This is a genomic window from Vibrio sp. YIC-376 (assembly GCF_052353105.1).
In the GTDB taxonomy this organism is placed as follows: domain Bacteria; phylum Pseudomonadota; class Gammaproteobacteria; order Enterobacterales; family Vibrionaceae; genus Vibrio.
The window spans coordinates 116,447-139,605 of record NZ_JBBWFK010000007.1 but is presented as its reverse complement, the minus strand read 5'-3'; the positions used below and the strand labels follow the sequence as shown (position 1 = coordinate 139,605).

27 protein-coding genes and 1 pseudogene are annotated in these 23,159 nt (G+C 44.6%); 18 read left to right on the top strand and 10 right to left on the bottom strand.

The annotated features are described in order from the left end of the window. Positions 1-5: 5 nt before the first annotated feature. From WJM94_RS14780 to dinB, 9 genes are all read left to right on the top strand, one after another. A complete protein-coding gene (locus tag WJM94_RS14780) occupies positions 6-1,250 on the top strand; it encodes an NADH:ubiquinone reductase (Na(+)-transporting) subunit B (RefSeq protein WP_444494956.1) in 1,245 nt (414 codons plus the stop codon). Further along, a complete protein-coding gene (locus WJM94_RS14775; protein WP_444494955.1) occupies positions 1,240-2,010 on the top strand; it encodes a Na(+)-translocating NADH-quinone reductase subunit C in 771 nt (256 codons plus the stop codon). Before WJM94_RS14780 ends, WJM94_RS14775 begins: the two co-directional genes overlap by 11 nt. Continuing rightward, the gene (locus WJM94_RS14770; protein ID WP_444494954.1) at positions 2,010-2,642 is read left to right on the top strand and encodes an NADH:ubiquinone reductase (Na(+)-transporting) subunit D; all 633 of its coding nucleotides are present in this window, start codon (positions 2,010-2,012) and stop codon (positions 2,640-2,642) included. The genes WJM94_RS14775 and WJM94_RS14770 overlap by 1 nt, the downstream gene beginning before the upstream one ends. Before the next feature lie 7 nt (positions 2,643-2,649). Continuing rightward, complete coding sequence (nqrE, locus tag WJM94_RS14765; RefSeq protein ID WP_444494953.1) at positions 2,650-3,246, top strand: NADH:ubiquinone reductase (Na(+)-transporting) subunit E; 597 nt, start codon at positions 2,650-2,652, stop codon at positions 3,244-3,246. A 33-nt stretch (positions 3,247-3,279) separates the two neighbouring features. Next, positions 3,280-4,503 (top strand): NADH:ubiquinone reductase (Na(+)-transporting) subunit F, encoded by a 1,224-nt coding sequence (gene nqrF / locus WJM94_RS14760; protein WP_444494952.1) that lies wholly within the window; start codon positions 3,280-3,282, stop codon positions 4,501-4,503. A 283-nt stretch (positions 4,504-4,786) separates the two neighbouring features. Then, positions 4,787-5,791, top strand: a complete 1,005-nt coding sequence (locus WJM94_RS14755; RefSeq protein ID WP_444494951.1) for an FAD:protein FMN transferase — start codon at positions 4,787-4,789, stop codon at positions 5,789-5,791. Positions 5,792-5,812: 21 nt separating this feature from the next. Then, positions 5,813-6,046, top strand: coding sequence for a (Na+)-NQR maturation NqrM (nqrM, locus tag WJM94_RS14750; protein WP_005436655.1), 234 nt, complete (start codon positions 5,813-5,815; stop codon positions 6,044-6,046). 202 nt (positions 6,047-6,248) lie between these two features. Next, positions 6,249-6,482, top strand: coding sequence for a DUF2789 domain-containing protein (locus WJM94_RS14745; protein WP_444494950.1), 234 nt, complete (start codon positions 6,249-6,251; stop codon positions 6,480-6,482). A gap of 118 nt (positions 6,483-6,600) precedes the next feature. Next, a complete protein-coding gene (dinB, locus tag WJM94_RS14740) occupies positions 6,601-7,665 on the top strand; it encodes a DNA polymerase IV (protein WP_444494949.1) in 1,065 nt (354 codons plus the stop codon). Positions 7,666-7,677: 12 nt separating this feature from the next. Here dinB and WJM94_RS14735 read toward each other — a convergent pair whose 3' ends face one another. Beyond that, positions 7,678-9,603 carry a RecQ family ATP-dependent DNA helicase gene (locus tag WJM94_RS14735; protein WP_444494948.1) on the bottom strand — a complete coding sequence of 642 codons (1,926 nt, stop codon included), beginning with the start codon at positions 9,601-9,603 and terminating at the stop codon, positions 7,678-7,680. Positions 9,604-9,679: 76 nt separating this feature from the next. On the opposite strand from WJM94_RS14735, the gene WJM94_RS14730 reads away from it, so the two are divergent. Further along, a complete protein-coding gene (locus tag WJM94_RS14730) occupies positions 9,680-10,159 on the top strand; it encodes a transcription elongation factor (RefSeq protein WP_444494947.1) in 480 nt (159 codons plus the stop codon). A gap of 61 nt (positions 10,160-10,220) precedes the next feature. Beyond that, a complete protein-coding gene (locus tag WJM94_RS14725) occupies positions 10,221-10,964 on the top strand; it encodes a YggN family protein (RefSeq protein ID WP_444494946.1) in 744 nt (247 codons plus the stop codon). Positions 10,965-11,072: 108 nt separating this feature from the next. Here WJM94_RS14725 and WJM94_RS14720 read toward each other — a convergent pair. Beyond that, positions 11,073-11,192 (bottom strand): annotated as a pseudogene (locus WJM94_RS14720) (endochitinase); the annotation flags it as partial. A 183-nt stretch (positions 11,193-11,375) separates the two neighbouring features. On the opposite strand from WJM94_RS14720, the gene WJM94_RS14715 reads away from it, so the two are divergent. Beyond that, the gene (locus WJM94_RS14715; RefSeq protein WP_444494945.1) at positions 11,376-12,740 is read left to right on the top strand and encodes a sodium-dependent transporter; all 1,365 of its coding nucleotides are present in this window, start codon (positions 11,376-11,378) and stop codon (positions 12,738-12,740) included. An 80-nt stretch (positions 12,741-12,820) separates the two neighbouring features. On the opposite strand, the gene WJM94_RS14710 is transcribed toward WJM94_RS14715, so the two are convergent. From WJM94_RS14710 to tsaA, 4 genes are all read right to left on the bottom strand, one after another. Further along, on the bottom strand, positions 12,821-13,012 hold the full coding sequence (locus tag WJM94_RS14710; protein WP_444494944.1) for a DUF4250 domain-containing protein: 192 nt from the start codon (positions 13,010-13,012) through the stop codon (positions 12,821-12,823). Beyond that, the gene (locus tag WJM94_RS14705; RefSeq protein ID WP_444494943.1) at positions 13,012-13,218 is read right to left on the bottom strand and encodes a YaeP family protein; all 207 of its coding nucleotides are present in this window, start codon (positions 13,216-13,218) and stop codon (positions 13,012-13,014) included. The genes WJM94_RS14710 and WJM94_RS14705 overlap by 1 nt, the downstream gene beginning before the upstream one ends. A gap of 199 nt (positions 13,219-13,417) precedes the next feature. Then, a complete protein-coding gene (locus tag WJM94_RS14700; RefSeq protein WP_444494942.1) occupies positions 13,418-15,133 on the bottom strand; it encodes a proline--tRNA ligase in 1,716 nt (571 codons plus the stop codon). Between the two features lie 111 nt (positions 15,134-15,244). Next, the gene (gene tsaA, locus WJM94_RS14695) at positions 15,245-15,940 is read right to left on the bottom strand and encodes a tRNA (N6-threonylcarbamoyladenosine(37)-N6)-methyltransferase TrmO (RefSeq protein ID WP_444494941.1); all 696 of its coding nucleotides are present in this window, start codon (positions 15,938-15,940) and stop codon (positions 15,245-15,247) included. A gap of 137 nt (positions 15,941-16,077) precedes the next feature. On the opposite strand from tsaA, the gene WJM94_RS14690 reads away from it, so the two are divergent. From WJM94_RS14690 to WJM94_RS14680, 3 genes are all read left to right on the top strand, one after another. Then, entirely contained in the window at positions 16,078-16,332 is a 255-nt protein-coding gene (locus WJM94_RS14690; RefSeq protein WP_444494940.1) for a type B 50S ribosomal protein L31, read from the top strand. 45 nt (positions 16,333-16,377) lie between these two features. Then, positions 16,378-16,503, top strand: a complete 126-nt coding sequence (gene ykgO / locus WJM94_RS14685; protein ID WP_005380299.1) for a type B 50S ribosomal protein L36 — start codon at positions 16,378-16,380, stop codon at positions 16,501-16,503. A 219-nt stretch (positions 16,504-16,722) separates the two neighbouring features. After that, a complete protein-coding gene (locus WJM94_RS14680) occupies positions 16,723-18,309 on the top strand; it encodes an AbgT family transporter (protein WP_444494939.1) in 1,587 nt (528 codons plus the stop codon). Positions 18,310-18,384: 75 nt separating this feature from the next. Here WJM94_RS14680 and WJM94_RS14675 read toward each other — a convergent pair whose 3' ends face one another. Next, the gene (locus tag WJM94_RS14675; protein WP_444494938.1) at positions 18,385-18,828 is read right to left on the bottom strand and encodes a YaiI/YqxD family protein; all 444 of its coding nucleotides are present in this window, start codon (positions 18,826-18,828) and stop codon (positions 18,385-18,387) included. Continuing rightward, positions 18,825-19,118, bottom strand: coding sequence for a hypothetical protein (locus tag WJM94_RS14670; RefSeq protein WP_444494937.1), 294 nt, complete (start codon positions 19,116-19,118; stop codon positions 18,825-18,827). Before WJM94_RS14670 ends, WJM94_RS14675 begins: the two co-directional genes overlap by 4 nt. 1,055 nt (positions 19,119-20,173) lie before the next feature. Between WJM94_RS14670 and WJM94_RS14665 the strand changes: the two genes are divergently transcribed. Continuing rightward, on the top strand, positions 20,174-20,659 hold the full coding sequence (locus WJM94_RS14665; protein WP_444495114.1) for a GNAT family N-acetyltransferase: 486 nt from the start codon (positions 20,174-20,176) through the stop codon (positions 20,657-20,659). On the opposite strand, the gene WJM94_RS14660 is transcribed toward WJM94_RS14665, so the two are convergent. Both WJM94_RS14660 and WJM94_RS14655 read right to left on the bottom strand, forming a co-directional pair. Next, the gene (locus WJM94_RS14660; RefSeq protein ID WP_444494936.1) at positions 20,619-20,918 is read right to left on the bottom strand and encodes a DUF3301 domain-containing protein; all 300 of its coding nucleotides are present in this window, start codon (positions 20,916-20,918) and stop codon (positions 20,619-20,621) included. The two genes, WJM94_RS14665 and WJM94_RS14660, sit on opposite strands and share 41 nt — an antisense overlap. Positions 20,919-20,924: 6 nt before the next feature. Beyond that, positions 20,925-21,962: a DUF3549 family protein gene (locus WJM94_RS14655; RefSeq protein WP_444494935.1), complete on the bottom strand. Its 1,038-nt coding sequence runs from the start codon at positions 21,960-21,962 to the stop codon at positions 20,925-20,927. A 79-nt stretch (positions 21,963-22,041) separates the two neighbouring features. On the opposite strand from WJM94_RS14655, the gene WJM94_RS14650 reads away from it, so the two are divergent. Beyond that, positions 22,042-22,356 carry a YqcC family protein gene (locus tag WJM94_RS14650; protein WP_444494934.1) on the top strand — a complete coding sequence of 105 codons (315 nt, stop codon included), beginning with the start codon at positions 22,042-22,044 and terminating at the stop codon, positions 22,354-22,356. 5 nt (positions 22,357-22,361) lie between these two features. Next, positions 22,362-23,135, top strand: a complete 774-nt coding sequence (truC, locus tag WJM94_RS14645) for a tRNA pseudouridine(65) synthase TruC (RefSeq protein WP_444494933.1) — start codon at positions 22,362-22,364, stop codon at positions 23,133-23,135. The last annotated feature ends 24 nt before the right edge of the window (positions 23,136-23,159 follow it).

Sequence of the window (23,159 nt, the reverse complement as noted above, 5' to 3'; positions counted from 1 at the left end):
TTTTCATGTCTCTTAAAAAATTTATTGAAGACATCGAGCATCACTTTGAGCCTGGTGGTAAACATGAGAAGTGGTTTGCTTTATATGAAGCAGCTGCAACGCTGTTTTATACTCCAGGTCTTGTAACAAAGAGAAGCTCACACGTTCGTGATAGCGTTGACCTAAAACGTATCATGATCATGGTTTGGTTCGCAGTATTCCCAGCTATGTTCTGGGGTATGTACAACGCGGGTGGCCAAGCTATCACAGCACTGACTCACATGCACGCTGGTGATCAACTAGCGGCAGTAGTAGCAGGCAACTGGCACTACTGGCTAACCGAAATGTTTGGCGGAACTATCTCTGCTGAAGCAGGGGTTGGCAGTAAGATGCTCCTGGGTGCGACTTACTTCCTACCAATCTACGCAACGGTATTTATCGTTGGTGGTTTCTGGGAAGTTCTGTTCTGTATGGTGCGTAAGCACGAAGTTAACGAAGGCTTCTTTGTAACTTCTATCCTGTTCGCACTTATCGTTCCACCAACACTTCCTCTATGGCAAGCTGCACTAGGTATTACCTTCGGTGTTGTTGTTGCGAAAGAGATCTTCGGTGGTACAGGTCGTAACTTCCTAAACCCTGCACTTGCAGGCCGTGCATTCCTATTCTTCGCTTACCCAGCGCAAATCTCGGGTGACGTAGTGTGGACTGCAGCTGACGGTTTCTCTGGTGCGACTGCTCTTAGCCAATGGGCTCAAGGTGGTAACGGTGCTCTAGTAAACACTGCAACTGGCGCTCCTATCACTTGGATGGATGCTTTCATCGGTAACATCCCTGGCTCAATCGGTGAAGTATCGACTCTTGCTCTGATGATTGGTGCAGCGATGATCGTTTACATGCGAATCGCTTCATGGCGCATCATCGCGGGTGTAATGATCGGTATGATTGCAACTGCGACGCTGTTCAACGTTATCGGTTCAGATACTAACCCAATGTTTAACATGCCATGGCACTGGCACCTAGTTCTGGGTGGTTTTGCATTCGGTATGTTCTTTATGGCGACAGACCCTGTATCAGCTTCATTTACTAATAAAGGTAAATGGTGGTACGGCGCTCTAATCGGTGTAATGTGTGTTCTTATCCGTGTAGTTAACCCAGCGTACCCAGAAGGTATGATGCTGGCGATTCTATTCGCGAACCTGTTTGCACCTCTGTTCGACCACTTAGTTATTGAGAAGAACATCAAGCGGAGACAAGCACGCTATGGCAAGTAATAACGACAGCATTAAAAAGACGCTGGGTGTTGTTGTCGGGTTGAGCCTTGTTTGTTCAATCATTGTATCAACAGCAGCCGTAGGTCTACGCGACAAGCAAAAAGCTAACGCTGTACTAGATAAGCAATCTAAGATCGTTGAAGTTGCGGGCATTGATGCTGCAGGTAAGAAAGTGCCTGAGCTATTTGCACAATACATCGAACCACGTCTGGTTGACTTTAATACTGGTGACTTTGTAGAAGGCAACGCTGCGACTTTCGATCAGCGTAAAGCTGCTAAAAATCCAGCTGAGTCTATCAAGCTATCTGCTGAAGATGACAAAGCTAAGATCATTCGTCGTGCTAACACAGGTGTTGTATACCTTGTGAAAGATGGCGATGCAGTGTCTAAAGTTATCCTACCGGTTCATGGTAACGGTCTATGGTCTATGATGTACGCTTTCATTGCCGTTGAAACTGATGGCAATACAGTGTCAGGTATCACTTACTACGAGCAGGGTGAAACTCCTGGACTTGGTGGTGAAGTTGAGAACCCAAACTGGCGTGCACAATTCGTAGGCAAGAAACTGTTTGACGATAACCACAAGCCAGCTATCAAGGTAGTGAAAGGTGGTGCGCCAGCAGGTTCTGAGCACGGTGTTGACGGCCTGTCGGGTGCGACACTAACTAGTAACGGTGTTCAACACACATTTGACTTCTGGTTAGGTGACATGGGCTTTGGTCCATTCCTAGCAAAAGTTCGTGACGGAGGTCTGAACTAATGTCTAGCGCACAAAATATTAAAAAGAGCATATTAGCGCCAGTATTGGATAACAACCCAATCGCGCTACAGGTTCTAGGTGTATGTTCTGCTCTTGCAGTAACAACTAAGCTAGAGACTGCGTTTGTTATGACGCTTGCAGTAACGTTCGTAACTGCTCTGTCTAACTTCTCGGTATCTCTAATCCGTCACCACATTCCTAACAGCGTACGTATCATCGTTCAGATGGCGATCATCGCATCGTTAGTTATCGTGGTAGACCAGGTGCTTAAAGCTTACCTGTACGATATCTCTAAACAGCTATCAGTATTCGTAGGTCTTATCATCACGAACTGTATCGTAATGGGTCGTGCTGAAGCATTCGCAATGAAATCTGCGCCAATCCCATCATTTATCGATGGTATCGGTAACGGTCTTGGTTACGGTTTCGTTCTTATTTCTGTAGGCTTCTTCCGTGAGCTATTTGGCTCAGGTAAGCTATTTGGTATGGAAGTACTACCACTAGTGAAAGATGGCGGTTGGTATCAGCCAAACGGCCTGATGCTATTGGCTCCTTCAGCATTCTTCCTTATTGGATTTATGATTTGGACAATTCGTACCTTCAAGCCTGAACAAGTAGAAGCGAAGGAGTAAGGTCGTCATGGAACATTATATTAGTTTGCTGGTTCGCTCGATCTTCATCGAGAACATGGCTCTGTCTTTCTTCTTAGGTATGTGTACCTTCTTGGCTGTATCAAAGAAAGTTAAGACATCATTTGGTCTGGGTATTGCGGTAACAGTGGTATTAACCATCTCTGTTCCTGTAAACAACTTGGTGTACAACCTAGTTCTTAAGCCAGACGCGCTTGCTGAAGGTGTGGATTTAAGCTTCCTTAGCTTCATTACCTTTATCGGTGTAATCGCAGCATTAGTACAGATTCTAGAAATGATCTTAGACCGTTTCTTCCCGCCTCTGTACAACGCACTAGGTATCTTCCTACCGCTGATCACAGTTAACTGTGCGATCTTCGGTGGTGTATCTTTCATGGTGCAGCGTGATTACAACTTTGCAGAGTCTGTCGTTTACGGTTTCGGCTCAGGTGTGGGCTGGATGCTGGCTATCGTCGCTCTTGCAGGTATCCGTGAGAAAATGAAGTATTCAGACGTGCCTCCTGGTCTACGTGGTCTAGGTATTACCTTTATCACTGCTGGTCTGATGGCGCTTGGCTTTATGTCTTTCTCTGGTGTTCAACTGTAAGTCGGGTAAACCGCAACAATTAAGGAATAGTCAATGGACATTATTCTTGGTGTAGTGATGTTTACTCTGATTGTACTGGCTCTAGTACTAGTGATTCTATTCGCTAAGTCTAAGCTTGTACCAACAGGTGACATTACAATTTCTGTGAATGGCGATCCTGAAAAAGCGATCGTTACACAACCAGGTAGCAAGTTACTTGGCGCTCTAGCTGGTGCTGGCGTATTCGTATCTTCTGCTTGTGGTGGCGGTGGCTCTTGTGGTCAGTGTCGCGTAAAAATTAAATCTGGTGGTGGTGACATCCTACCTACTGAGCTTGACCATATTACTAAAGGTGAAGCACGTGAAGGTGAGCGTCTAGCGTGTCAAGTGGCAGTGAAAACTGACATGGAGATCGAACTTCCAGAAGAAATCTTCGGCGTTAAGAAGTGGGAATGTACGGTTATCTCTAACGATAACAAAGCGACATTCATCAAAGAGCTTAAGCTACAAATTCCAGATGGCGAATCAGTACCTTTCCGTGCTGGTGGTTACATCCAGATTGAAGCACCTGCTCACCACGTGAAATACGCTGACTTCGATGTACCAAATGAGTACCGCGAAGACTGGGACAAATTTAACCTGTTCCGCTACGAGTCAAAAGTAAACGAAGAAACAATCCGCGCTTACTCTATGGCTAACTATCCTGAAGAAGAAGGTATTATTATGCTGAACGTGCGTATCGCTACGCCGCCGCCTAATAATCCTAATGTACCGCCTGGTATCATGTCTTCGTACATCTGGTCTCTAAAAGCTGGCGACAAGTGTACGATTTCAGGTCCATTTGGAGAGTTCTTCGCGAAAGATACTGATGCTGAAATGGTATTCATTGGTGGTGGTGCTGGTATGGCTCCAATGCGTTCGCACATCTTTGACCAACTTAAGCGTTTGCACTCTAAGCGTAAGATGTCTTTCTGGTACGGTGCTCGTTCTAAGCGTGAAATGTTCTACGTAGAAGATTTCGACGGCCTACAAGCAGAAAATGACAACTTCATCTGGCACTGTGCTCTATCTGATCCAATGCCAGAAGATAACTGGGATGGTTACACTGGTTTCATCCACAATGTTCTTTACGAGAACTACCTACGTGATCACGAAGCTCCAGAAGACTGTGAGTACTACATGTGTGGTCCACCTATGATGAACGCAGCTGTTATCGGCATGCTGAAAGATCTAGGTGTAGAGGATGAGAATATCCTACTAGATGACTTCGGTGGCTAAATTTCAGCGTATTTGAAGCTGTAGCGTTGTTGGCTTCATAAACCCACCGGTTCGCCGGCCGCCCTAATTACATAGTAGCTCTATGCTCATAGGATTGGGTTTGCTTGCCGTCTAGCTACAGCTCCAACTACTAGAAATTAAACGTATAAAATGGCTGGCTAACTTTAGCCAGCCATTCTTTTTTCTAATCAGAAAAATCGTCATTAATAGTTGATATTGACAGTGGGTCTGTATATGACCGACCTATTTTCCATATCAATTCAACAACAATGGGAGTTAACAAGTGAAAAAGTGGCTTGTTGCATTCGCTTCTCTATTGGTTTTGGCTGGCTGTGAACAGCCTGCAGATCAAATTCATTTGAGTGGCCCAACGATGGGTACCACGTACAACATCAAATACATTGAGCAAGATGGCATTCCTACACCGAAGGTGATCCAAACGGAAATAGATCGTTTGCTGGAGGAAGTGAATGACCAGATGTCGACTTATCGTAAAGACTCAGAGCTGAGTCGTTTCAACCAGCATCAGTCTAGTGAACCGTTTGAGGTTTCTCCGCAAACGGCAACCGTAGTGAAAGAAGCGGTTCGTTTAAATGGTCTCACATTAGGTGCGCTTGATGTGACGGTTGGCCCACTGGTGAACTTATGGGGCTTTGGCCCAGAAGCACGTCCAGATGTTGTACCTTCAGATGAAGAGTTAGCGGCTCGCAAGGCGAATACTGGTATCCACCATCTTTCCGTGGATGGCAATAAGTTGTCAAAAGATATTCCAAACTTGTACGTTGATCTCTCAACCATCGCGAAGGGGTGGGGTGTCGACGTTGTCGCTGATTATCTTCAATCTGCCGGCATTAGCAATTACATGGTTGAAGTAGGCGGTGAAATGCGTCTAAAAGGTGTGAACCGTGAAGGTGTGCCTTGGCGTATCGCAATTGAAAAACCGACGGTTGAGGAACGCTCAATTCAAGAGATTATTGAGCCGGGCGACATGGCAATTGCAACAAGTGGTGACTATCGTAATTACTTTGAGAGCGATGGTGTGAGATACTCTCACATCATAAACCCGCAAACTGGTAAGCCAATTAATCACAAGGTTGTGTCTGTTACGGTATTGGATAAATCGTCGATGACTGCTGACGGTCTTGCTACTGGCCTTATGGTGCTGGGCGAAGATAAAGGCATGGCTATCGCGAATGAGAACAACATTCCAGTCTTCATGATTGTGAAGACGGATGATGGCTTTAAAGAACTGGCTTCAGAAACTTATAAGCCATTTATGAACAAATAACAGCAGAAGTGAGCATGTTTAATGAGTACATTTCTAATTACATTTGCCGTGTTTGTCGCGGTTATTGCGGCGATGGCAGTCGGCTATATCTTTCAGAAGAAAGTAGTAAAAGGTAGTTGTGGCGGTCTTGGTGCGGTAGGTATCGAAAAGGTATGTAACTGCCCAGAGCCTTGTGACGCTCGTAAAAAGCGTGAAGCTCGTGAAGCTGCGCGCGCCGAAAAGTTGGCGGCTTGGGAAAAAGACCGTATTGCTTAATACTCTGAGATACAGTATTTCCTAGCAATAACCATGAGATTTTAATAACCCAGCTTTAGCAGGGTTATTTTTTTATTGCTCTTGGCCATTATCAATTCATTTAAGGAAACCTCATCACTCGGATATGAGAATTGGTTTAGCGCAAACACTGCGTCAAACAAGGTATATACTCTTGTTAAGTGATCCTGTTTAGGAGGCGGATATGGAAATGCATCAACATGGTATGACGGAGTTATTTGAGCAGCTTGGCTTGGGGAGTTCTCCGAAGGAAATTAAAGACTTCGTGAATAATCACCGACATAAACGCGATTCAGCACCAATACATGAAGCGAGCTTTTGGACAAATTCACAGTCAGCATTTTTGAAACAGGCAATTGAGCAAGATGCAGATTGGGCGGAATTGGTGGATCAACTAGACGTCATGTTACGGGATTAACTGATAACAGGTGAGTTAGAGAGTTTGTATGTTCGCTTTCTACCACACTGAGTAATCTCTCGTTTTCTTCGGGCATGATATTATTTATACTGTATTTTTAAACAGTGTGATGTTGGTTATGTCAGAGCGAATCAGAAAAATCATTCATGTCGATATGGATTGTTTTTATGCTGCCGTAGAGATGAGAGATAACCCCAGTTACCGAGATATTGCACTGGCTGTTGGCGGCCATGAGAAGCAGCGTGGTGTCATCAGCACCTGTAATTATGAAGCGCGAAAATATGGCGTGCGTAGCGCGATGTCTACGGCTCGGGCATTACAATTATGTCCCAATCTGTTAGTGGTTCCCGGAAGGATGTCTGTCTATAAACAGGTATCTCAACAGATTAGGGCTATTTTCGAGCGCTACACTCACATCATCGAACCTCTTTCCTTAGACGAAGCTTACTTAGATGTCACAGACGCCACAGTGTGTCACGGCTCGGCGACATTAATAGCTGAGGCAATTCGGCGGGATATCTCGAATGAGCTTGGCTTGACGGCGTCAGCAGGTGTGGCTCCAATAAAGTTTCTCGCCAAAGTTGCGTCAGACATGAACAAGCCCAACGGACAGTTTGTCATTCCTCCTGACAAAGTTCAGGAAGTCGTCGACAAATTACCACTTGAGAAGATCCCGGGAGTGGGAAAAGTTAGCTTGGAAAAACTGCATCAAGCGGGCTTTTATCTCTGTGAAGACATCAAAAACAGCGATTACCGAAAATTGCTGCGTCAGTTTGGGCGGCAAGGTGCTTCACTGTGGAAGCGTAGTCAGGGAATTGATGACAGAGAAGTGGTTGTTGAACGGGAGCGAAAGTCTGTTGGTGTCGAGCGAACATTTAGCCAGAATATTTCCACTTACGACGAATGCTGGCAGGTGATCGAGAGCAAACTGTATCCCGAACTTGAGAAACGCTTAGAGCGCGCCAGCCCTGATAAGTCGATCGTTAAGCAAGGCATAAAGGTGAAGTTTGCCGATTTTCAGCTCACGACCATAGAGCATATTCACCCACAGCTGGAGTTGGATGATTTCAAGGTACTGCTTAAAGATATTCTCAAGCGTCAGCAGGGTAGAGAAATTCGCCTTTTAGGCTTGAGTGTGATGCTCAAGCCTGAAGTACAAGCTCGCCAGCTTAGTTTCTTTTAAGGACGGTTTCTTTTAAGCACGAGCTTTATCGACCTGTTGCATTACTTGATCGAAAGAAACATTCACCATAGCACCGTAACCGGATAATTTTGCCGCTTTGATCTGACTGATGAGCGGTGTGCTAATCCCGCATAAGAACCTGGCTACGGCATCGTTACTCACCGCTGTTGGAGCTAGTTTCACAAATTCATTGATCCAAGATGTAATCTTTGAAAGATCCGGCTGTTCATTGACTTGAGTTGGGAAAGTCGCTACCTGACCACGACAAACGGAACAATGGCCACACTGTGTTGGGGCATTCTTGTCAGCGAAATAATGGGCCAGCTGATAGCTCAGGCAATCTGAAGACTGGAACAAGTTCAGCATTGTATGAATTCGCTCGATGTCCTTGTGTTCTTTGGACTGGAACAATTCATACAAGTGCTGCGTTACTGCTTCAGAGTTTTTTGTTGTCGGAAGAACCGAGTACACGTCGGTTAGCTGCTTGCTCTCAAGTTCAATCCATCCGTTTTGATGGAAGTAATCTAGTGCGGCTACCACACGACTTCGTTCGGATTGATAGTTCATCCAGAGTGCGTCTAAATCTACTTGGCACCATATTTTGGCTTTGGTTGAGCACATGAATATAGCTTCCACAAACTGGCGTCGTTCACCTTGAAACTGATTGAGGATGAACTGTTGGTCTTGGAGGAACTTAAAGCGATATTCGGCAAAGTAGCTATATTTCGCTTCGATTACTTTCTCTAACTCCAAATAAACCAACAGTGTTTTGAGCGGCAATTGACGAATATTACTTTCGCGAGACAGACGTAATGGGACGACTTCCCATTGTGGTGAATGTTCGCGGGCTTGCTCTAATACATAACGGATGGAAGCGTACTCTGGGGTATCGCCATAGACAAAGTTCTCCAGCACCGTTAAACCGGCCGTATTTCCGAGGAGAATACATTCAGATCGTTGACCATCACGTCCTGCCCGGCCAATTTCCTGTGCGTAGTTTTCTATTGATTTGGGTAAATCGAAGTGGATCACGCGGCGAATATCAGATTTGTCCACTCCCATGCCAAATGCAATCGTCGCTACGATGCAGTCTATTTGGCTATCCATAAACTGTTGCTGAATCTGCTCGCGGACGTCACTCTTCATACCAGCATGGTAAGCGTGCGCATTGATGCCAATATGAATCAACGATTTTGCCACCATTTCCGCAGTTTGCTGCTGAGTCACATACACAATCGTTGGCAGAGTAGGTTGAGCCGCAACGATGGTATTAAGCTGGGTCTGTTTCTCTGACTCCTGGCATGGAACTACTGAGATATCCAGATTGGGGCGGTAGAAACCAGTGACGGTGATATTTTCACTGGAGATATTAAATTTGCGCTGCATATCTTCAATAACAGCGGGAGTGGCGGTAGCGGTGAGTAACAGCGAGTGAGGAATATTCAGTTCGCGCTGATACTGCGGCAGTTTCAGGTAATCCGGACGAAAGTTATGTCCCCATTCGGAAATACAGTGTGCTTCGTCCACCACCATTAAGGAAATGGGGATCTGACGAATGAACTCACGAAACCGTTCGTTCTTGAGCCGTTCTACTGAGATCATGAGAATTTTGATCTGGCCGTTTTTCACACCTGCCATCACTCGCTGCGCTTCTTCCCGGCTTTGGCTGCTGTCAATCGATGCCGCCGCAATACCTTTAGTTTGTAAAAAGCTAAGCTGATCTTTCATTAACGCAAGTAATGGCGAAATCACCAAAGTAAGGTTAGGTAACTGGGTCGCCGGAAGTTGATAGCAAAGCGATTTTCCGGAACCAGTCGGAAAGATAGCCGCTGCAGAGTCTCCTTTCATCACAGCTTCAATTACAGGTTGCTGCCCTGGGCGTAATGAGTCAAAGCCAAAGACAGACTGAAGTGTTTGCTGCAACGGGCTACTTTGCATAATAGGGAAACCTTTCTTTGATGATAGAATAGAGCACCTTAACATATCCTCAGTATGTAACGCGCGTCTTAAAAGTATGAACAAAGCAGACTTAGTCCAAAAAATCATTCAACAACTGGAAGAGAAGCTTCAGATAGCACACGCCTCAACACAGCGTGCTATCGATGCAGCAACAGATGAAGAAACCGTACCAGAGCACAAATACGATACTCTGGCGTTAGAGGCTTCCTACCTTGCCCACGGACAAGCCATGAGAGTTCAGGAAAGCGAGGAAGAACTGAGGCAATATCGTGCGTTAATTCTTCGAGATTTCACAGATGCGCCAATTAACGTTGGAGCTTATATTGTGCTTGAAGACGACAAAGCCGATGAGAAATACTTCTTCATTGGCCCATGCTCTGGTGGCTTGACGGTCAATTGGCAAGGCAAAGAAGTCTTTGTCTTAACAGCGAAATCTCCACTTGGTCACGCGTTAGTCGGTAAAGAAGAAGGGGAAGGTGTTTGTGTTAAAATTGGCGATAAAACAATTGGTTATGATGTGGTGACGGTTTTCTGACATCAAATCTATAACTCAGTGTTATGTTTAACGGTAGTAATGTTGGATAAAAGAGAAAGACATGAAGAAACTCCTTACACTCTCCCTACTGATAGTTAGTGCCTCTGGCTATTCGGCACAATGTCGTGTGGACATCAATAATGAAGTTCGAATGGATGGACAGAGTTTGGAAATTCGCCAATCGACTGGTGAAAAAGCGGTAGTCGACGAAGACAACAATCTGTTTATTAAAGGTGAGCAAGTCGAGCTCGATGCAGACCAAAAAGCGGCCATCGAAGGTTATCGTGAGAAAATGAACGCTTACATCCCTCAGGCTAAGCAACTGGCGAGTGAAGGTTTAGAACTGGCGAATGCCATTATAGATGATGTTGCAGCGAGCCTGGATGCGCCCGGTGCTTTTGATAATGTGAAAGCTTCAGTCAAAGCGTTTTTTGCTGATATAGAATCTCGTTACTACAAAGATGGAGACTTTATTCTGCCGGCAGAAAGCTTTGAATCTATGACACAAAGCTGGACAGACGACTTCGCTAAAGCACAGGAAATCTTCAATAAAGAATTTCTAGCCAGCGCGTTCGAAGCATTATCTAACAAGATGGCAGAAGAAGATGGTTTAAATCTTACTGCGCTGTCTGAAAGTATGACGGAGCTGAGCGCCAAAGTTGAGCAGCGAATTGCTGAACATTCAAAAGAGTTAGAGCAGAAATCTGCAGAGCTATGTGACTCTCTGGATGAAATGGCAGATCAAGAAGATAACGTACTGAAGAAAATCCCAGAGCTGAAAGACTATCGAGTTTTCACGATTTAATCGGATCGTTCACTCTTTCAATGTAAAAAAGTATAAGAAGAGAGCGCTTATTTACGCTCTCTTTTTTATTATGTGTTAGCTCATTAAACGCCGCTAGTTGGTTGAAACTTATTGCGAATTCATTTGCGTCAGTTTATTGCCGACTGGTAGAGAGAAGTTAAAGTCATCTTGCTGAACCCAATTGATAGACCACGTCATGACACCTTTATAGCTAGGGTAATTGAAGGCCTACATAGGTTAGAAATTCACTACTGAACATTGAATAAATATGAGATGTACGTATAAATTTACAAACCGAATGTCTGCAAATTGTTTTGGTTGGCGAACATTTAACCTGATTACTCTTGCTGATTAGTTGATATTTCTATAATGTACTAGTTAGCTAGTTCATTGATATTTTGTGTGAGTGGTATGACACAACAAACTTCTTCTCAGCCTCGTGAGCATTTTGGCTCTCGTCTCGGATTCATTTTAGCGGCAGCAGGTGCTGCAGTTGGTCTGGGAAACATTTGGGGCTTCCCAACGCAAGCGGCAAGTAATGGTGGTGGTGCCTTCTTGTTGGTTTATTTGGTACTGATTCTGATTGTCGCTTTTCCAATGTTGGTTGTTGAAATGGCGATTGGTCGTCATGGTCAGGCAAACCCAGTCGACAGTATGCGAGCGCTAACCCATAACCCTGTCGGTAAAAAGTTTGGTGGCATGGTAGGTTGGATTGGCCTGAGTGTGCCAAGCGCAGTATTGGCGTTTTATTCTATTGTTGGTGGCTGGTTGATCTGCTTTTTGCTGGGCGCGGTTACTGACATCATGGGTCTGGAAGAAATAACGGCGTGGTTTAAAGGTTTCAGCGTTGAGCGCAATCTATTTGGGACGATTATATTTTATGTTCTCACTGTTTTGATCGTACAAGGTGGCGTTAAAGACGGTATCGAAAAGTGGTCAACTCGTTTGATGCCTGCACTGTTTGTGCTGTTTGGTTTGTTGTTCGTTTATATCATGACGCAAAACGGTGCGATGGAAGGCCTTAAGCATTACCTGATACCGGATTTTGAAAAAGTTTGGGACAGAAAGCTTATCTTGGCAGCTATGGGGCAGGGTTTCTTCTCACTGACCATTGGTGGCTGTTCGATGCTGATCTACGGCTCTTATTTAAGCAAGACAGAGAACCTGCCTAAGATGGCGATGAACGTGACTTTAGTGGATACCGCCGTTGCGTTTATTGCGGGTCTGGTCGTATTGCCTGCGATGTTTGTTGCAATGCAAAAAGGCGTTCAGATTTACGCAGATGATGGTTCTCTTCTCAGCTCAGATACCTTGGTCTTTACAGTTTTGCCACTGATGTTTGATAGTTTGGGATTGCTTGGCCAATTGTTCTCAATTGTCTTTTTCTTACTGCTGACGATTGCTGCACTGACATCTTCTATATCGATGCTTGAGTGCCCGGTCGCATTGGTTAGTGAGCGCTTTAATACTAAACGTAGCGGAACCAGCTGGGTACTGGGTGGTTTGATTGCTTTGTTCAGTGTGGTGATTGTCTATAACTTCGGTGCGATGTTTGGTCTGGTGGCGACTGTCGCGACTCAGTACTTACAACCGACGGCGGCTCTGCTGTTCTGTTTGTTTGGCGGCTGGGTGTGGAATCGTAACTCGAAAATTAAAGAGCTTGAACAGGGCTTCCCTGAGTTCACTCAAGGTTGGTTCGGTAAACTATGGCCGCTTTACGTGAAATTTGTTTGTCCGGTACTCGTGGCCACTGTCATCTGGGCTTCATTTGGATGATTAACCCGTTCTCCTGATAGAAGAAAGGGCTTGATGACGTGTCATTAAGCCCTTTTTTAATTTCGTGTCCCGTTACAGGATTAACGGAATTGACCTACTTCAGGAAGAAAATCAAATCCTGCGCTAGCCAACTTAGCTTCCAGAGTCGCTCGGTCGATGTCAAAAAAAGTCACTAGCTTGTCAAGATCACCGCCAAAGTCGTCGCGCAGCTTCATGTTCACGATACTCATCAGCATCACAGGATCCATTGACTCAAAGTTCGCCAGATTCATCACTTATCCTCAAAATCAGAAATCAGTAAGTTTGCTGCTGCAAATGCTGCAGTTTCACGAGTTTCTTTTGGTAGGGACTCGTTTGCAGCGATGTCATTCAGAGCTTTTACTGCACAAGAAATTGCCTGAGGCACATAGGCTTGATCGCCACTGCCGATTTGAGCATAAAGCTCACGAACTAATTCACAACAGCCGTATACTTGCATCGTATAATCCTTAAAAGTGATAACTGCTTTCAAATATACACATAGCTGATTTGAAACTCAAAGCAGAGACTTGTTTTGGCTCAATTTGTTGTTCACGTTGGGTGTGGATTAATCAAAGCGGAATGATAGGGTTTGATTTGGAGGCAATAAAAAGGGCTGACCGAAGCCAACCCTTTCAAGTAACAGACGAGTATCGAGCTTACTTAAGTTGAGCTTTAACGTGCTCAACGATATCAGCCATCGCTACGGCAGTTTTCTCACCAGTACGACGGTTTTTGTACTCGAAGTTGCCTTCTTTCATTGAACGATCGCCGATAATGATTGTGTGCGGTACGCCTAGCAATTCCATATCAGAGAACATCACGCCTGGACGCTCTTTACGATCATCAAACAGAACTTCAATGCCCAATGCGGTCAGTTCAGCGTACAGCTTCTCAGCCGCTTCTTTCACTTCTTCTGATTTGTGCATGTTCATTGGCACGATAGCAACCTGGAATGGCGCAAGCGCGTCTGGCCAGATGATACCGTACTCATCGTGGTTCTGTTCAATAGCAGCAGCAACAACGCGAGAAACACCAATGCCGTAACAACCCATTTCCAGAATGACGTTCTTACCGTCTGGACCAAGTACGCCACAGTTCATCTTCTCAGAGTAGTTTTTACCTAGCTGGAAGATATGACCAACTTCGATACCACGTTTAAGTTGGATCGTACCTTTACCACATGGGCTTGGATCGCCTTCAACCACGTTACGTAGATCTTCGACTTGACCAAGTTCAACGTCACGACCCCAGTTAATACCGAAGTAGTGCTTGCCATCGATGTTAGCACCGCCGCCGAAGTCACTCATAACCGCTACGCTACGATCAACGATGAAAGGAAGTTTAAGACCAACAGGACCTAGAGAGCCTGGGCCAGCACCGACCAATTCACGAATCTCTTCTTCTGTTGCCATTTCCAGAGGTGCCGCCACTTGAGGAAGATTTTCTGCTTTCACTTCGTTGAGTTCGTGATCACCACGGATTAGCAGAGCAATGATTGGTGCTTCAACTTCATCAGACGCTTTGAAAAATAGTGTCTTGATAGTTTTCTCAATCGGTAAACCATGCTGTTCTACTAGCTGCGCGATTGTTTTCGCGTCCGGTGTGTCCACTAGTGTCATTTCTTGAGTTGGTGCTGGAGCTGCATCTGCAAGAGCTAATGCTTCTGCTTTTTCAAGGTTCGCTGCGTAATCAGATTCAGTAGAGAAAGCGATAAGGTCTTCGCCACTTTCTGCCAGTACGTGGAACTCTTGAGAGCCGCTACCACCGATAGCACCACTATCAGCAAGTACCGGACGGTAATCCAGACCCATGCGGTCGAATGCTTTACAGTAAGCATCGTGCATTGCATCGTAGGACTTCTGCAGACCTTCTTTGTCTATGTCAAAGCTGTATGAATCCATCATTGAGAATTCACGCGCGCGCATCACACCAAAACGAGGGCGTCGTTCATCACGGAATTTAGTCTGGATTTGATACAAGTTCAGTGGAAGCTGTTTGTAAGAGCTTACTTCATTACGTACCAAACTAGTGATCACTTCTTCAGCAGTTGGGCTAAGAACAAACGGACGTTCATGACGGTCAGTAAAGCGAAGCAGTTCAGGACCCATTTTTTCACTGCGGCCTGTCTCTTCCCAAAGTTCAAACGGCTGAACAACGGGCATCAAAGTTTCGATTGCACCTGCATTGTCGATCTCTTGACGAACGATGTTTTCGACTTTACGCAGCACACGTAGACCAGTAGGTAGCCAGGTGTATAGACCTGAAGCCAGCTTACGGATCATACCTGCACGTAGCATGAGCTGGTGGCTCACTACTTCTGCGTCGTTTGGAGTCTCCTTCAGAGTAGAAAGAAGATATTTACTGGTACGCATTAAATTTATCCGTTTATTTAAGTTAAATACTCTCGCCAGAGCTGGAGGGAGTATGGAAGTCCCACAATGGGAAATTTGTTAGCCGCTTATAATATCAGCCAAATGGCTTTGTCAAAAGCTTTCGATCGCGGTAACCGTTATTAAGTTGCCTGTAACTGTGAACTTCACGTTTAAATCGAACAAATTTACCGCATATTCTTTGCTGTCGGGTTTATTTTTTTTGTACGCGGGACGTGGATCCTGCGCTAAGACCTGTTCGATCACTGACAGCACATAATCAGTGTCAGAACGTTTTTTAATCATATCTAACGCTTGTGATGAAAAGATGACTTTAGACTTTTCTGGCTCTTCTCCTGCATAGCCGCCTTGCGCATCTGGAATTGAGTCCGAGTAGGGAATGTAGGGCTTGATATCGACAATGGGAGTGCCATCGACTAAGTCAACACTGCCAAGCTCTATATATATTTGTTCACCTTTCTTGGTAACGCCTTTTACTTCCACTGCTGACATGCCAATACCGTTTGGTCGAAAAGTGGATCGAGAGGCAAATACACCAATTCTTTCATTCCCGCCTAAACGTGGTGGTCTGACCGTAGGTTTCCAGCCTGCCTCTAAATTTTGGTCAAAGATAAACAGTAGCCAAACATGAGAGAACTGTTCCAAGCCTCTGACTGCTTCGGGGCTATTTGCTTCACCTACAAGGCGTACTCTTGCTTTTGCAGCAGGTACTAAACGCGGCTGACGAGGTACTGCAAATTTTTCTTTGTAAGGCGTTTCAATGATGCCAATTGGCTCGATGGAATACATAGTGGACATCTTTAAGTATCTATTTCACGCAAAAAGTATTAACGCGAAAATACCACAAATTTTTCTTGCTTTTATTGTTGGGAATGATTATTAATTAAAATGTTATAACATAACAATTAACTCAAAAGGAAAATGTAATGAAACCAGGTCTCCACCCTGAATATCGTCCAGTGGTATTCCACGACACCAGCGTAGATAAATATTTTGTTGTCGGTTCAACACTGCAAACCGACCGTACCATCGAATGGAAAGATGGCAAAACATACCCTTACTTCACGTTAGATGTATCGTCAGCATCTCACCCGTATTACACAGGCAAACAACGCGTGGTTCAGGCGGAAGGGCGTATTGCGAATTTCAAGCGTCGTTTTGGACAGTTTACTAAAGACTAAAGACTAAAGACTAAAGACTAAAGACTAAAGACTAAGGAGTAAGATATGAAAGTTGTGAAGTCACTAAAGAGTGCTAAAAGTCGTCACCCTGACTGCCAGATTGTAAAGCGCAGAGGACGTTTATATGTCATTTGCAAAACAAATCCGAGATTCAAGGCTGTACAGAAATAACGCAAAGACATTTTAGTTTTGTTTAATTGATAGTGTTGATTTGTCTGATTTATACGGATGAAATATCTGCATTTTTATTCAATAGTGGTTAAAAATCTTCCTGTTGGTTACACTTTGTAACGTTTTTGACTTTAAATTGACTCCTTACTCAAGTAACCTTCGCCCGCTTTTTGACATTTTTGTCACATTTGCATAGGAATAAAAACAAGGAGGGAACAGATGAGTTCATCTGCTTCAATTAAACAAAACATGCCTAAGAAGTCGCTGTTTACGCGCTTTTTGGATTCTGTCGAATATTTAGGGAACCTATTGCCCCATCCGATTACACTATTTGCCATTTTCTGTTTAGCCATTTTGGTGGCATCGGGTATAGCAGGTTACTTCGAAGTTTCCGTGATGGATCCTCGTCCAGAGGGTGCAAGTGGTCGTTCCGCTGATGGTATGATCCACGTTGTCAGCTTATTCAATGCTGACGGTCTAGAACTTATCGTTACTAACTTAGTGAAGAACTTTGTTGGCTTTGCTCCGCTAGGTACTGTACTGGTCGCGATGCTTGGCGTTGCCATCGCTGAATACTCGGGCCTACTATCAGCTGCAATGCGTGGCCTTGTAATGGGTGCGTCTCAGCGCATGGTTACGGTAACGGTTGTATTTGCTGGTATCATTTCTAACACAGCGTCTGAGCTTGGTTATGTGGTACTTATTCCACTAGCAGCAATGCTATTCCATTCGTTAGGTCGCCATCCTCTAGCTGGTCTTGCTGCTGCATTTGCTGGTGTATCGGGCGGTTACTCTGCAAACCTACTTATCGGTACAGTTGACCCACTGCTTTCAGGTATCACTGAGACAGCGGCACAAATGATTGACCCGACTTACACAGTGGGTCCAGAAGTAAACTGGTACTTCATGTTTGTGTCTACTTTCTTTATTGCAGGCATGGGTGCATTTGTTACTGAGAAAATCGTTGAGCCTAAACTTGGCAAATACAACGAAGAAGAAGCTGCGGAAGATCTGTCTAAAGATAAAATGGGTAGCCTCACAGACTTAGAGAAGAAAGGTCTGAAAATCGCGGGTCTAGCTGTTCTGGCAGTATCAGCACTATTGGCTTGGACAATCGTTCCAGCAGATGGCATTTTACGCTCAGAAGCAGGTACAGTGGCAGGTTCACCGTTCCTGAAAAGTATTGTTGCTTTCATCTTCGTATTCTTTGCTATCCCTGGCTTTGTATACGGTAAAGTTGTTGGCACAATGAAAACTGACCGTGACGTTATCGATGCGATGTCGAAATCTATGTCATCTATGGGCATGTACATCGTACTGGTATTCTTCGCAGCTCAGTTCGTTGCATTCTTTAAGTGGACGAACTTTGGTCAGGTATTTGCGGTAGCGGGTGCGGATTTCCTACAAAACATCGGCCTAACAGGTCCTATGTTGTTCTTTGCATTCATCCTGATGTGTGGCTTCATCAACCTGATGATCGGTTCTGCATCGGCGCAGTGGGCAGTAACAGCACCTATCTTCGTACCAATGCTAATGCTAGTTGGTTACGCTCCTGAAACCATTCAGGCAGCATACCGTATCGGTGACTCAACAACTAACATCATCACACCAATGATGAGCTACTTTGGTCTGATTCTGGCGGTTGCAACTCGCTACATGAAGAACCTAGGTATCGGTACGCTAATCGCGACCATGTTGCCTTACTCAATCTGCTTTATTGTAGGTTGGAGTTTACTGTTCTACGTTTGGGTATTCGTACTTGGATTACCAGTAGGTCCTGGCGCGGCAACGTACTACACGCCGTAATTGGCAACCCCATTCAGCTCAATCAAAGCCTGCGTTCATCGCAGGCTTTTTTATTATTGAACCAAGGTGGTTTGATTAGCGCTTAGCCAAAATTCTATCCAGGTGATTTGCAAACTCTCGGCGCTCGGTTTGCGATAATGCTGCCGGGCCACCGGTTTGAATACCGCTTGAGCGCATGGTGTCCATAAAATCACGAATGTTAAGGCGTGCTTTTATGGTGTCTTTCGTATAGAGCTCACCTCGTGAGCTTAACGCCAGCGCGCCTTTAGCGATCACTTCATCGGCCAATGGAATGTCAGATGTAATAACCAAGTCTTTGGCTTCTACACGACGAACTATTTCGTTATCTGCAATATCAAAGCCTGCAGGTACTTGAAGCGAGTGAATATTTGCTCGTTTCGGCACCGGTACAATATGGTTGGCAACAAAGGTACATTCAACGCCAGTACGCTCTGCGGCTCGTACAATTGTCTCTCGAATGACCTTTGGACAAGCGTCAGCATCTACCCATAACTTCATGATGATTTCTCACTGAGTTTTGCTTCTAACTCTTCAATACGTGCGGTCAATTTGGCGACTGTATTTTCAAGAGCAGTAAGGCGATCATCCTCTTTTGAAGTTGGTGCAGTGACCTCAACTTTCGGGACGTGACTTGCGCTCTTCCAACTTTTGATAACCGTGATTAACGCAGGCATCGGCACAGGTGTTTTCATGCGTGCTTTCACTAGGGCAACCGTGGGTTCTTTACCCTCTTGTTGGAGCTGTTCCATTACAGCTTCCAGCTCTTTAGTGACGTCTTGAGTTAACATTTTCAATCCTTAATGACGATATAGTTATCATCATACTTTGGGCAGTTGAATTTAGCGAATGGCAATTTCGGTAGCGTTTTGTAAGAGATCTCTTACATGACTTGTGAGAGAAAACGATTTCGTCAGCAGCCAAAAAGGAAATAAATATCATAATGCATTGATAAATAAAAAATTTAAATCGTTGCAGTTAAAGGGGATGAAAAAAAATATTCTTGGGTAGATTGTGAATCCAAAGGAAAAGAGTACATTAAATCTCGTCAGCAGGAAGCAGACATGGAACAGGAAAGCACCAAGGATTTGGTTATCGTCAGGAAGACGATTTGGTTACTCAGGAAGATTAATCAAGCATGGAGCGCAGGACATTGTAAGGACACAATCATCAATAGGATGTTGATGACTAAGGATAGACAATGGACCCCTCATAGGAATGAGGTTGAGGACAGCATCAGGAAGATGCGATGGACACCGCTCAAGGAACAAGTGATGTGCGCTAACGGGGAATGTTGGCAATCAGGAAGATTAGGACACCGCTAGGACGGCGAAGAAGGGATAGAGCTGAAGGGATCAGCCACTATTATGGATGATGCAAGGAGCATTATTTAGTAGCCGGACTGCTGCGAGTAAGATCATTACCCCGATACGTTTGTGTCGGGGTTTTTCTTGTTTGAAGCATTGAATTTAATTTCCCCAAGTAAACGCATCTTTACTGGTTAATTTACTAACCGCGAAAAGAGATGTTTGTCGAAGGTGATGAACATTTGTAGCTAAGTATCCTCGTGACGTGATCCGAGTTTTCCTACAAAGCTTTTAGTAACTGAAATAATCTCAATAGCATAAGATTAGAAACATAATAAAAATAATGAATTACTACTTAACGTATTGTTAATTAAAACAATCAAAAACAATACACTTTCTAATCAGTTGGTTAAACTTTTGGCTTTTCTACAAAATATCATGTCCCGCAATCACTGAATCGTCTATTCATCGTATGTGACATGCGGGTAAATTAGGTTTGTTGTAATCAAGGAAAAGATGTGGCCATAGTGACCAGAAGAATGCTTCTTCTACCCTACGATGAGTCGTTGCAACTAGAGTTTGTCATGCTTAATTGCTGCGCAAAAAATCGCGCCGAAATGAACGGTCCTCATACAGTGGCGTCCGCCAAACAGTTATTTGATAAGATATTGGATAACAAAAATATCTATAGTCTAGCGGTGTTAGAAAGTACCACTCGTGACTACATGGGGCATATCTTTATTTCTCATCTCGATTCAGAACCTGAACTTGGGTTTATTTTCGATAAATCTTATTGGGGAAAAGGGTTGGCTACCGAAGCTCTAACCGCGTTTTTCCCTAAAGCTTGTCGGGAGCTCGGGTTGCAAAGAGTGACCGCTAACGTGAATAGTGGGCATTACGCCTCATTAGCCGTATTGGAAAAGTTAGGTTTCGTTAAGATGAAAGAAAGTAAGGACTTATATGGCCCTTACTTTGAAATGGTCTTTATAAACGATGAGGTGGTAGGTGAAAGCTCTGCGGCCTGAACCCGATCATTGTTAATTCCCCTTGATAACAATCGTCGCCAAGGGATGAAAACTCAAACTGATACACAGTATGCCAACGCCAGAGCCCATCTGGCGTTTTGAGTTTATGGGCCCCGAAAGCGATGCTCACCAATTGGAGATCCAACTGTTCACATTTGCGTGTTATCGCTGCTTTGGCTAGTTCAGATTGACGTCGCTGTTGCCAAAATAGAAAACAGAAGAAGCACAGTCCCAGTATTGCCAGAAGATCTCCAATCATCCTTTATCAACCTTTTGTTGCTTGCTGCAATTTGACTAGTGCAAGAGCCAACTCTTCAGATGGGCTGGAGTGCAGTAACGGTAGCAATACCATTCTGAGTTCCGGCAGCATAACCAAATCGGCAAATAATTGATTAAACAGAGTTTGGTCTCCTGTTTGTGCAAGTCGAAGCAAAAACTGCTCAGCAATATCCGCATCTGCTAACAGATGCCATGCACGGCCAGCTATCCCGATGAGTACCTCCTGGTGACTGAGGCGCGGACTTTGTAATATCGCTTTTAATATTGGCAGTGATATTTCAGTTGGTGCGCCAGCCAGCGCTCGAGTTAACGCAGATAATAGGAAGAGATCGGGCTCGCTACTATCAATCTCTTGTTGCGCTTTTTCTGCAATGCGTTCAGCCAGACGATCTTGTAAGTCAACGTGTTCTAAAGCGCCTAGCAGCGCGTACATTGGCTCGTTTGGAAGATGATTAAGAGCCTTACGCAGAGTGACAGCGTTTTGCTCTTTACCCAATCGGGCTGCCATATCGGTTATGCCTTGCAGGCCAACTGTCTGCCAGTTTTCCCAACCAAGGCCACCAGAGAAATAGTGTTGTGTGTGTTCGTAATACTGACTGGTTGGTAAGTCCAAATTTGAACGAATCTGGCTATGGAATACTGCCATTTTGTCTTCAGAAGGTTTGAAGGTATATGGGTTATTAGAGAGCTTTTGTTGCTGCTCTTCAGACATATCGTCACTCAGGCGGGTGCCCATGGCTTCAACGACGTATTTAATGAAGTTACCAATATCGGATTGTTTTAACAGGCCTCGTTCATCCAACTCGAACTTTAAAAACCAAATCCAAGGTTGCTTTTGCTCATTCCAGTAGGCAATAGCTAAATGTGCTTTGCGCTGCATCGGATACGGGTAAGGGCATTGGCCTCTTTCGACATTGGCAAATACTTTTGGGTCTATGGTTTTGATGCGACGACCGAGGTCGAAGATTTGATAGTCGCAATTACTGTTGTTGAGCAATTGGGTGAGAGTCTGAATGTTTTCCATTAAATACGACGTCCTAACGTTCTTTTCACAAGAAATGGTATCATTCTTGGCTAATTCAAGGTTCGAGATGTAAAAGTTAATGACCAAAAGCACAAAACTGGTGGAATTACTTCACCAACTTGAAGCTCAGCTAAAACAACATGAGCTTTGGCAGCAAACGATGCCATCTACTACCGCATTGCAAAGTGTAGAGCCTTTCGCGATTGATACCCTCCATCCACATGAATGGTTACAGTGGATATTTATTGCCAGAATGCGTGCATTGGTGGAGAGCAACCAGCCGTTGCCAAGTGGCTTTTCTATTGAACCTTATTTTTCAGAAGCATGGAAACAAGAGCCGCAATATGCTGAGCTACTGATAACCATCCGAACTATCGACGAACTATGTAAGTAACCTCAATGTCAGAACAAGAAACATCACAAGTTGTAGCTCCAGTGGAATTAGAGATCGTTTATCGAGATGAATATTTTGTGGCAGTGAACAAGCCAGCAGGTATGCTGGTGCATCGAAGCTGGTTAGACAAACACGAAACCCAATTTGTCATGCAAACGCTGCGCGATCAGATTGGTCAGCATGTTTTTCCCTTGCACCGTTTAGATCGGCCAACCTCGGGAGTTTTGGTGTTTGCCCTTTCAAGTGAGGTCGCTTCTCAGGTGATGCCGATGTTTGCTGAGCACAAGATGGAGAAAACTTATCATGCCATCGTGCGCGGCTGGATTGAGGAAGAGGGCGTTTTAGATTACGCACTGAAAGTCGAACTGGACAAGATCGCGGATAAGTTCGCTTCGCAAGAAAAAGAAGCGCAAGAAGCGGTAACCGCCTACAAGCCGCTGGCGAAAGTGGAAGTACCGTACTCTACGGGTAAATTTCCAACCACTCGATATTGTTTAATGGAAATGAAACCAAAGACTGGGCGTAAGCATCAGCTTCGCCGCCACATGGCACACCTTCGTCATCCCATCGTGGGCGATACTTCGCACGGTGATGGTAAGCATAACAAGCTTTATCGTATTGAATTTGATTCACACCGTTTGCTCTTGCACGCAACCGAGCTTCGTTTCGTGCATCCATACACTAACGAAGAGATCGTGCTGAGAGCGAATATTGATGAGACCTGGCAACAACTGTTTGATCGGTTTGATTGGGATGAAGCGTTATTCACGTGTAAGTGATGTAACTTAAAAGGGGGCTGGTAC

What these genes read in the sequence shown, in the direction of transcription:
- WJM94_RS14650 (WP_444494934.1), top strand. Translation starts at nt 22,042, where the DNA reads ATGACCAAAAGCACAAAACTGGTGGAATTACTTCACCAACTTGAAGCT.
- WJM94_RS14670 (WP_444494937.1), bottom strand. Translation starts at nt 19,118, where the DNA reads ATGTTAACTCAAGACGTCACTAAAGAGCTGGAAGCTGTAATGGAACAG.
- WJM94_RS14675 (WP_444494938.1), bottom strand. Translation starts at nt 18,828, where the DNA reads ATGAAGTTATGGGTAGATGCTGACGCTTGTCCAAAGGTCATTCGAGAG.
- WJM94_RS14780 (WP_444494956.1), top strand. Translation starts at nt 6, where the DNA reads ATGTCTCTTAAAAAATTTATTGAAGACATCGAGCATCACTTTGAGCCT.
- WJM94_RS14655 (WP_444494935.1), bottom strand. Translation starts at nt 21,962, where the DNA reads ATGGAAAACATTCAGACTCTCACCCAATTGCTCAACAACAGTAATTGC.
- WJM94_RS14665 (WP_444495114.1), top strand. Translation starts at nt 20,174, where the DNA reads ATGCTTCTTCTACCCTACGATGAGTCGTTGCAACTAGAGTTTGTCATG.
- WJM94_RS14700 (WP_444494942.1), bottom strand. Translation starts at nt 15,133, where the DNA reads ATGCGTACCAGTAAATATCTTCTTTCTACTCTGAAGGAGACTCCAAAC.
- WJM94_RS14715 (WP_444494945.1), top strand. Translation starts at nt 11,376, where the DNA reads ATGACACAACAAACTTCTTCTCAGCCTCGTGAGCATTTTGGCTCTCGT.
- WJM94_RS14705 (WP_444494943.1), bottom strand. Translation starts at nt 13,218, where the DNA reads ATGCAAGTATACGGCTGTTGTGAATTAGTTCGTGAGCTTTATGCTCAA.
- WJM94_RS14770 (WP_444494954.1), top strand. Translation starts at nt 2,010, where the DNA reads ATGTCTAGCGCACAAAATATTAAAAAGAGCATATTAGCGCCAGTATTG.
- tsaA (WP_444494941.1), bottom strand. Translation starts at nt 15,940, where the DNA reads ATGTATTCCATCGAGCCAATTGGCATCATTGAAACGCCTTACAAAGAA.
- WJM94_RS14775 (WP_444494955.1), top strand. Translation starts at nt 1,240, where the DNA reads ATGGCAAGTAATAACGACAGCATTAAAAAGACGCTGGGTGTTGTTGTC.
- ykgO (WP_005380299.1), top strand. Translation starts at nt 16,378, where the DNA reads ATGAAAGTTGTGAAGTCACTAAAGAGTGCTAAAAGTCGTCACCCTGAC.
- WJM94_RS14745 (WP_444494950.1), top strand. Translation starts at nt 6,249, where the DNA reads ATGGAAATGCATCAACATGGTATGACGGAGTTATTTGAGCAGCTTGGC.
- truC (WP_444494933.1), top strand. Translation starts at nt 22,362, where the DNA reads ATGTCAGAACAAGAAACATCACAAGTTGTAGCTCCAGTGGAATTAGAG.
- nqrM (WP_005436655.1), top strand. Translation starts at nt 5,813, where the DNA reads ATGAGTACATTTCTAATTACATTTGCCGTGTTTGTCGCGGTTATTGCG.
- WJM94_RS14730 (WP_444494947.1), top strand. Translation starts at nt 9,680, where the DNA reads ATGAACAAAGCAGACTTAGTCCAAAAAATCATTCAACAACTGGAAGAG.
- WJM94_RS14680 (WP_444494939.1), top strand. Translation starts at nt 16,723, where the DNA reads ATGAGTTCATCTGCTTCAATTAAACAAAACATGCCTAAGAAGTCGCTG.
- nqrF (WP_444494952.1), top strand. Translation starts at nt 3,280, where the DNA reads ATGGACATTATTCTTGGTGTAGTGATGTTTACTCTGATTGTACTGGCT.
- WJM94_RS14725 (WP_444494946.1), top strand. Translation starts at nt 10,221, where the DNA reads ATGAAGAAACTCCTTACACTCTCCCTACTGATAGTTAGTGCCTCTGGC.
- nqrE (WP_444494953.1), top strand. Translation starts at nt 2,650, where the DNA reads ATGGAACATTATATTAGTTTGCTGGTTCGCTCGATCTTCATCGAGAAC.
- WJM94_RS14690 (WP_444494940.1), top strand. Translation starts at nt 16,078, where the DNA reads ATGAAACCAGGTCTCCACCCTGAATATCGTCCAGTGGTATTCCACGAC.
- dinB (WP_444494949.1), top strand. Translation starts at nt 6,601, where the DNA reads ATGTCAGAGCGAATCAGAAAAATCATTCATGTCGATATGGATTGTTTT.
- WJM94_RS14710 (WP_444494944.1), bottom strand. Translation starts at nt 13,012, where the DNA reads ATGAATCTGGCGAACTTTGAGTCAATGGATCCTGTGATGCTGATGAGT.
- WJM94_RS14735 (WP_444494948.1), bottom strand. Translation starts at nt 9,603, where the DNA reads ATGCAAAGTAGCCCGTTGCAGCAAACACTTCAGTCTGTCTTTGGCTTT.
- WJM94_RS14660 (WP_444494936.1), bottom strand. Translation starts at nt 20,918, where the DNA reads ATGATTGGAGATCTTCTGGCAATACTGGGACTGTGCTTCTTCTGTTTT.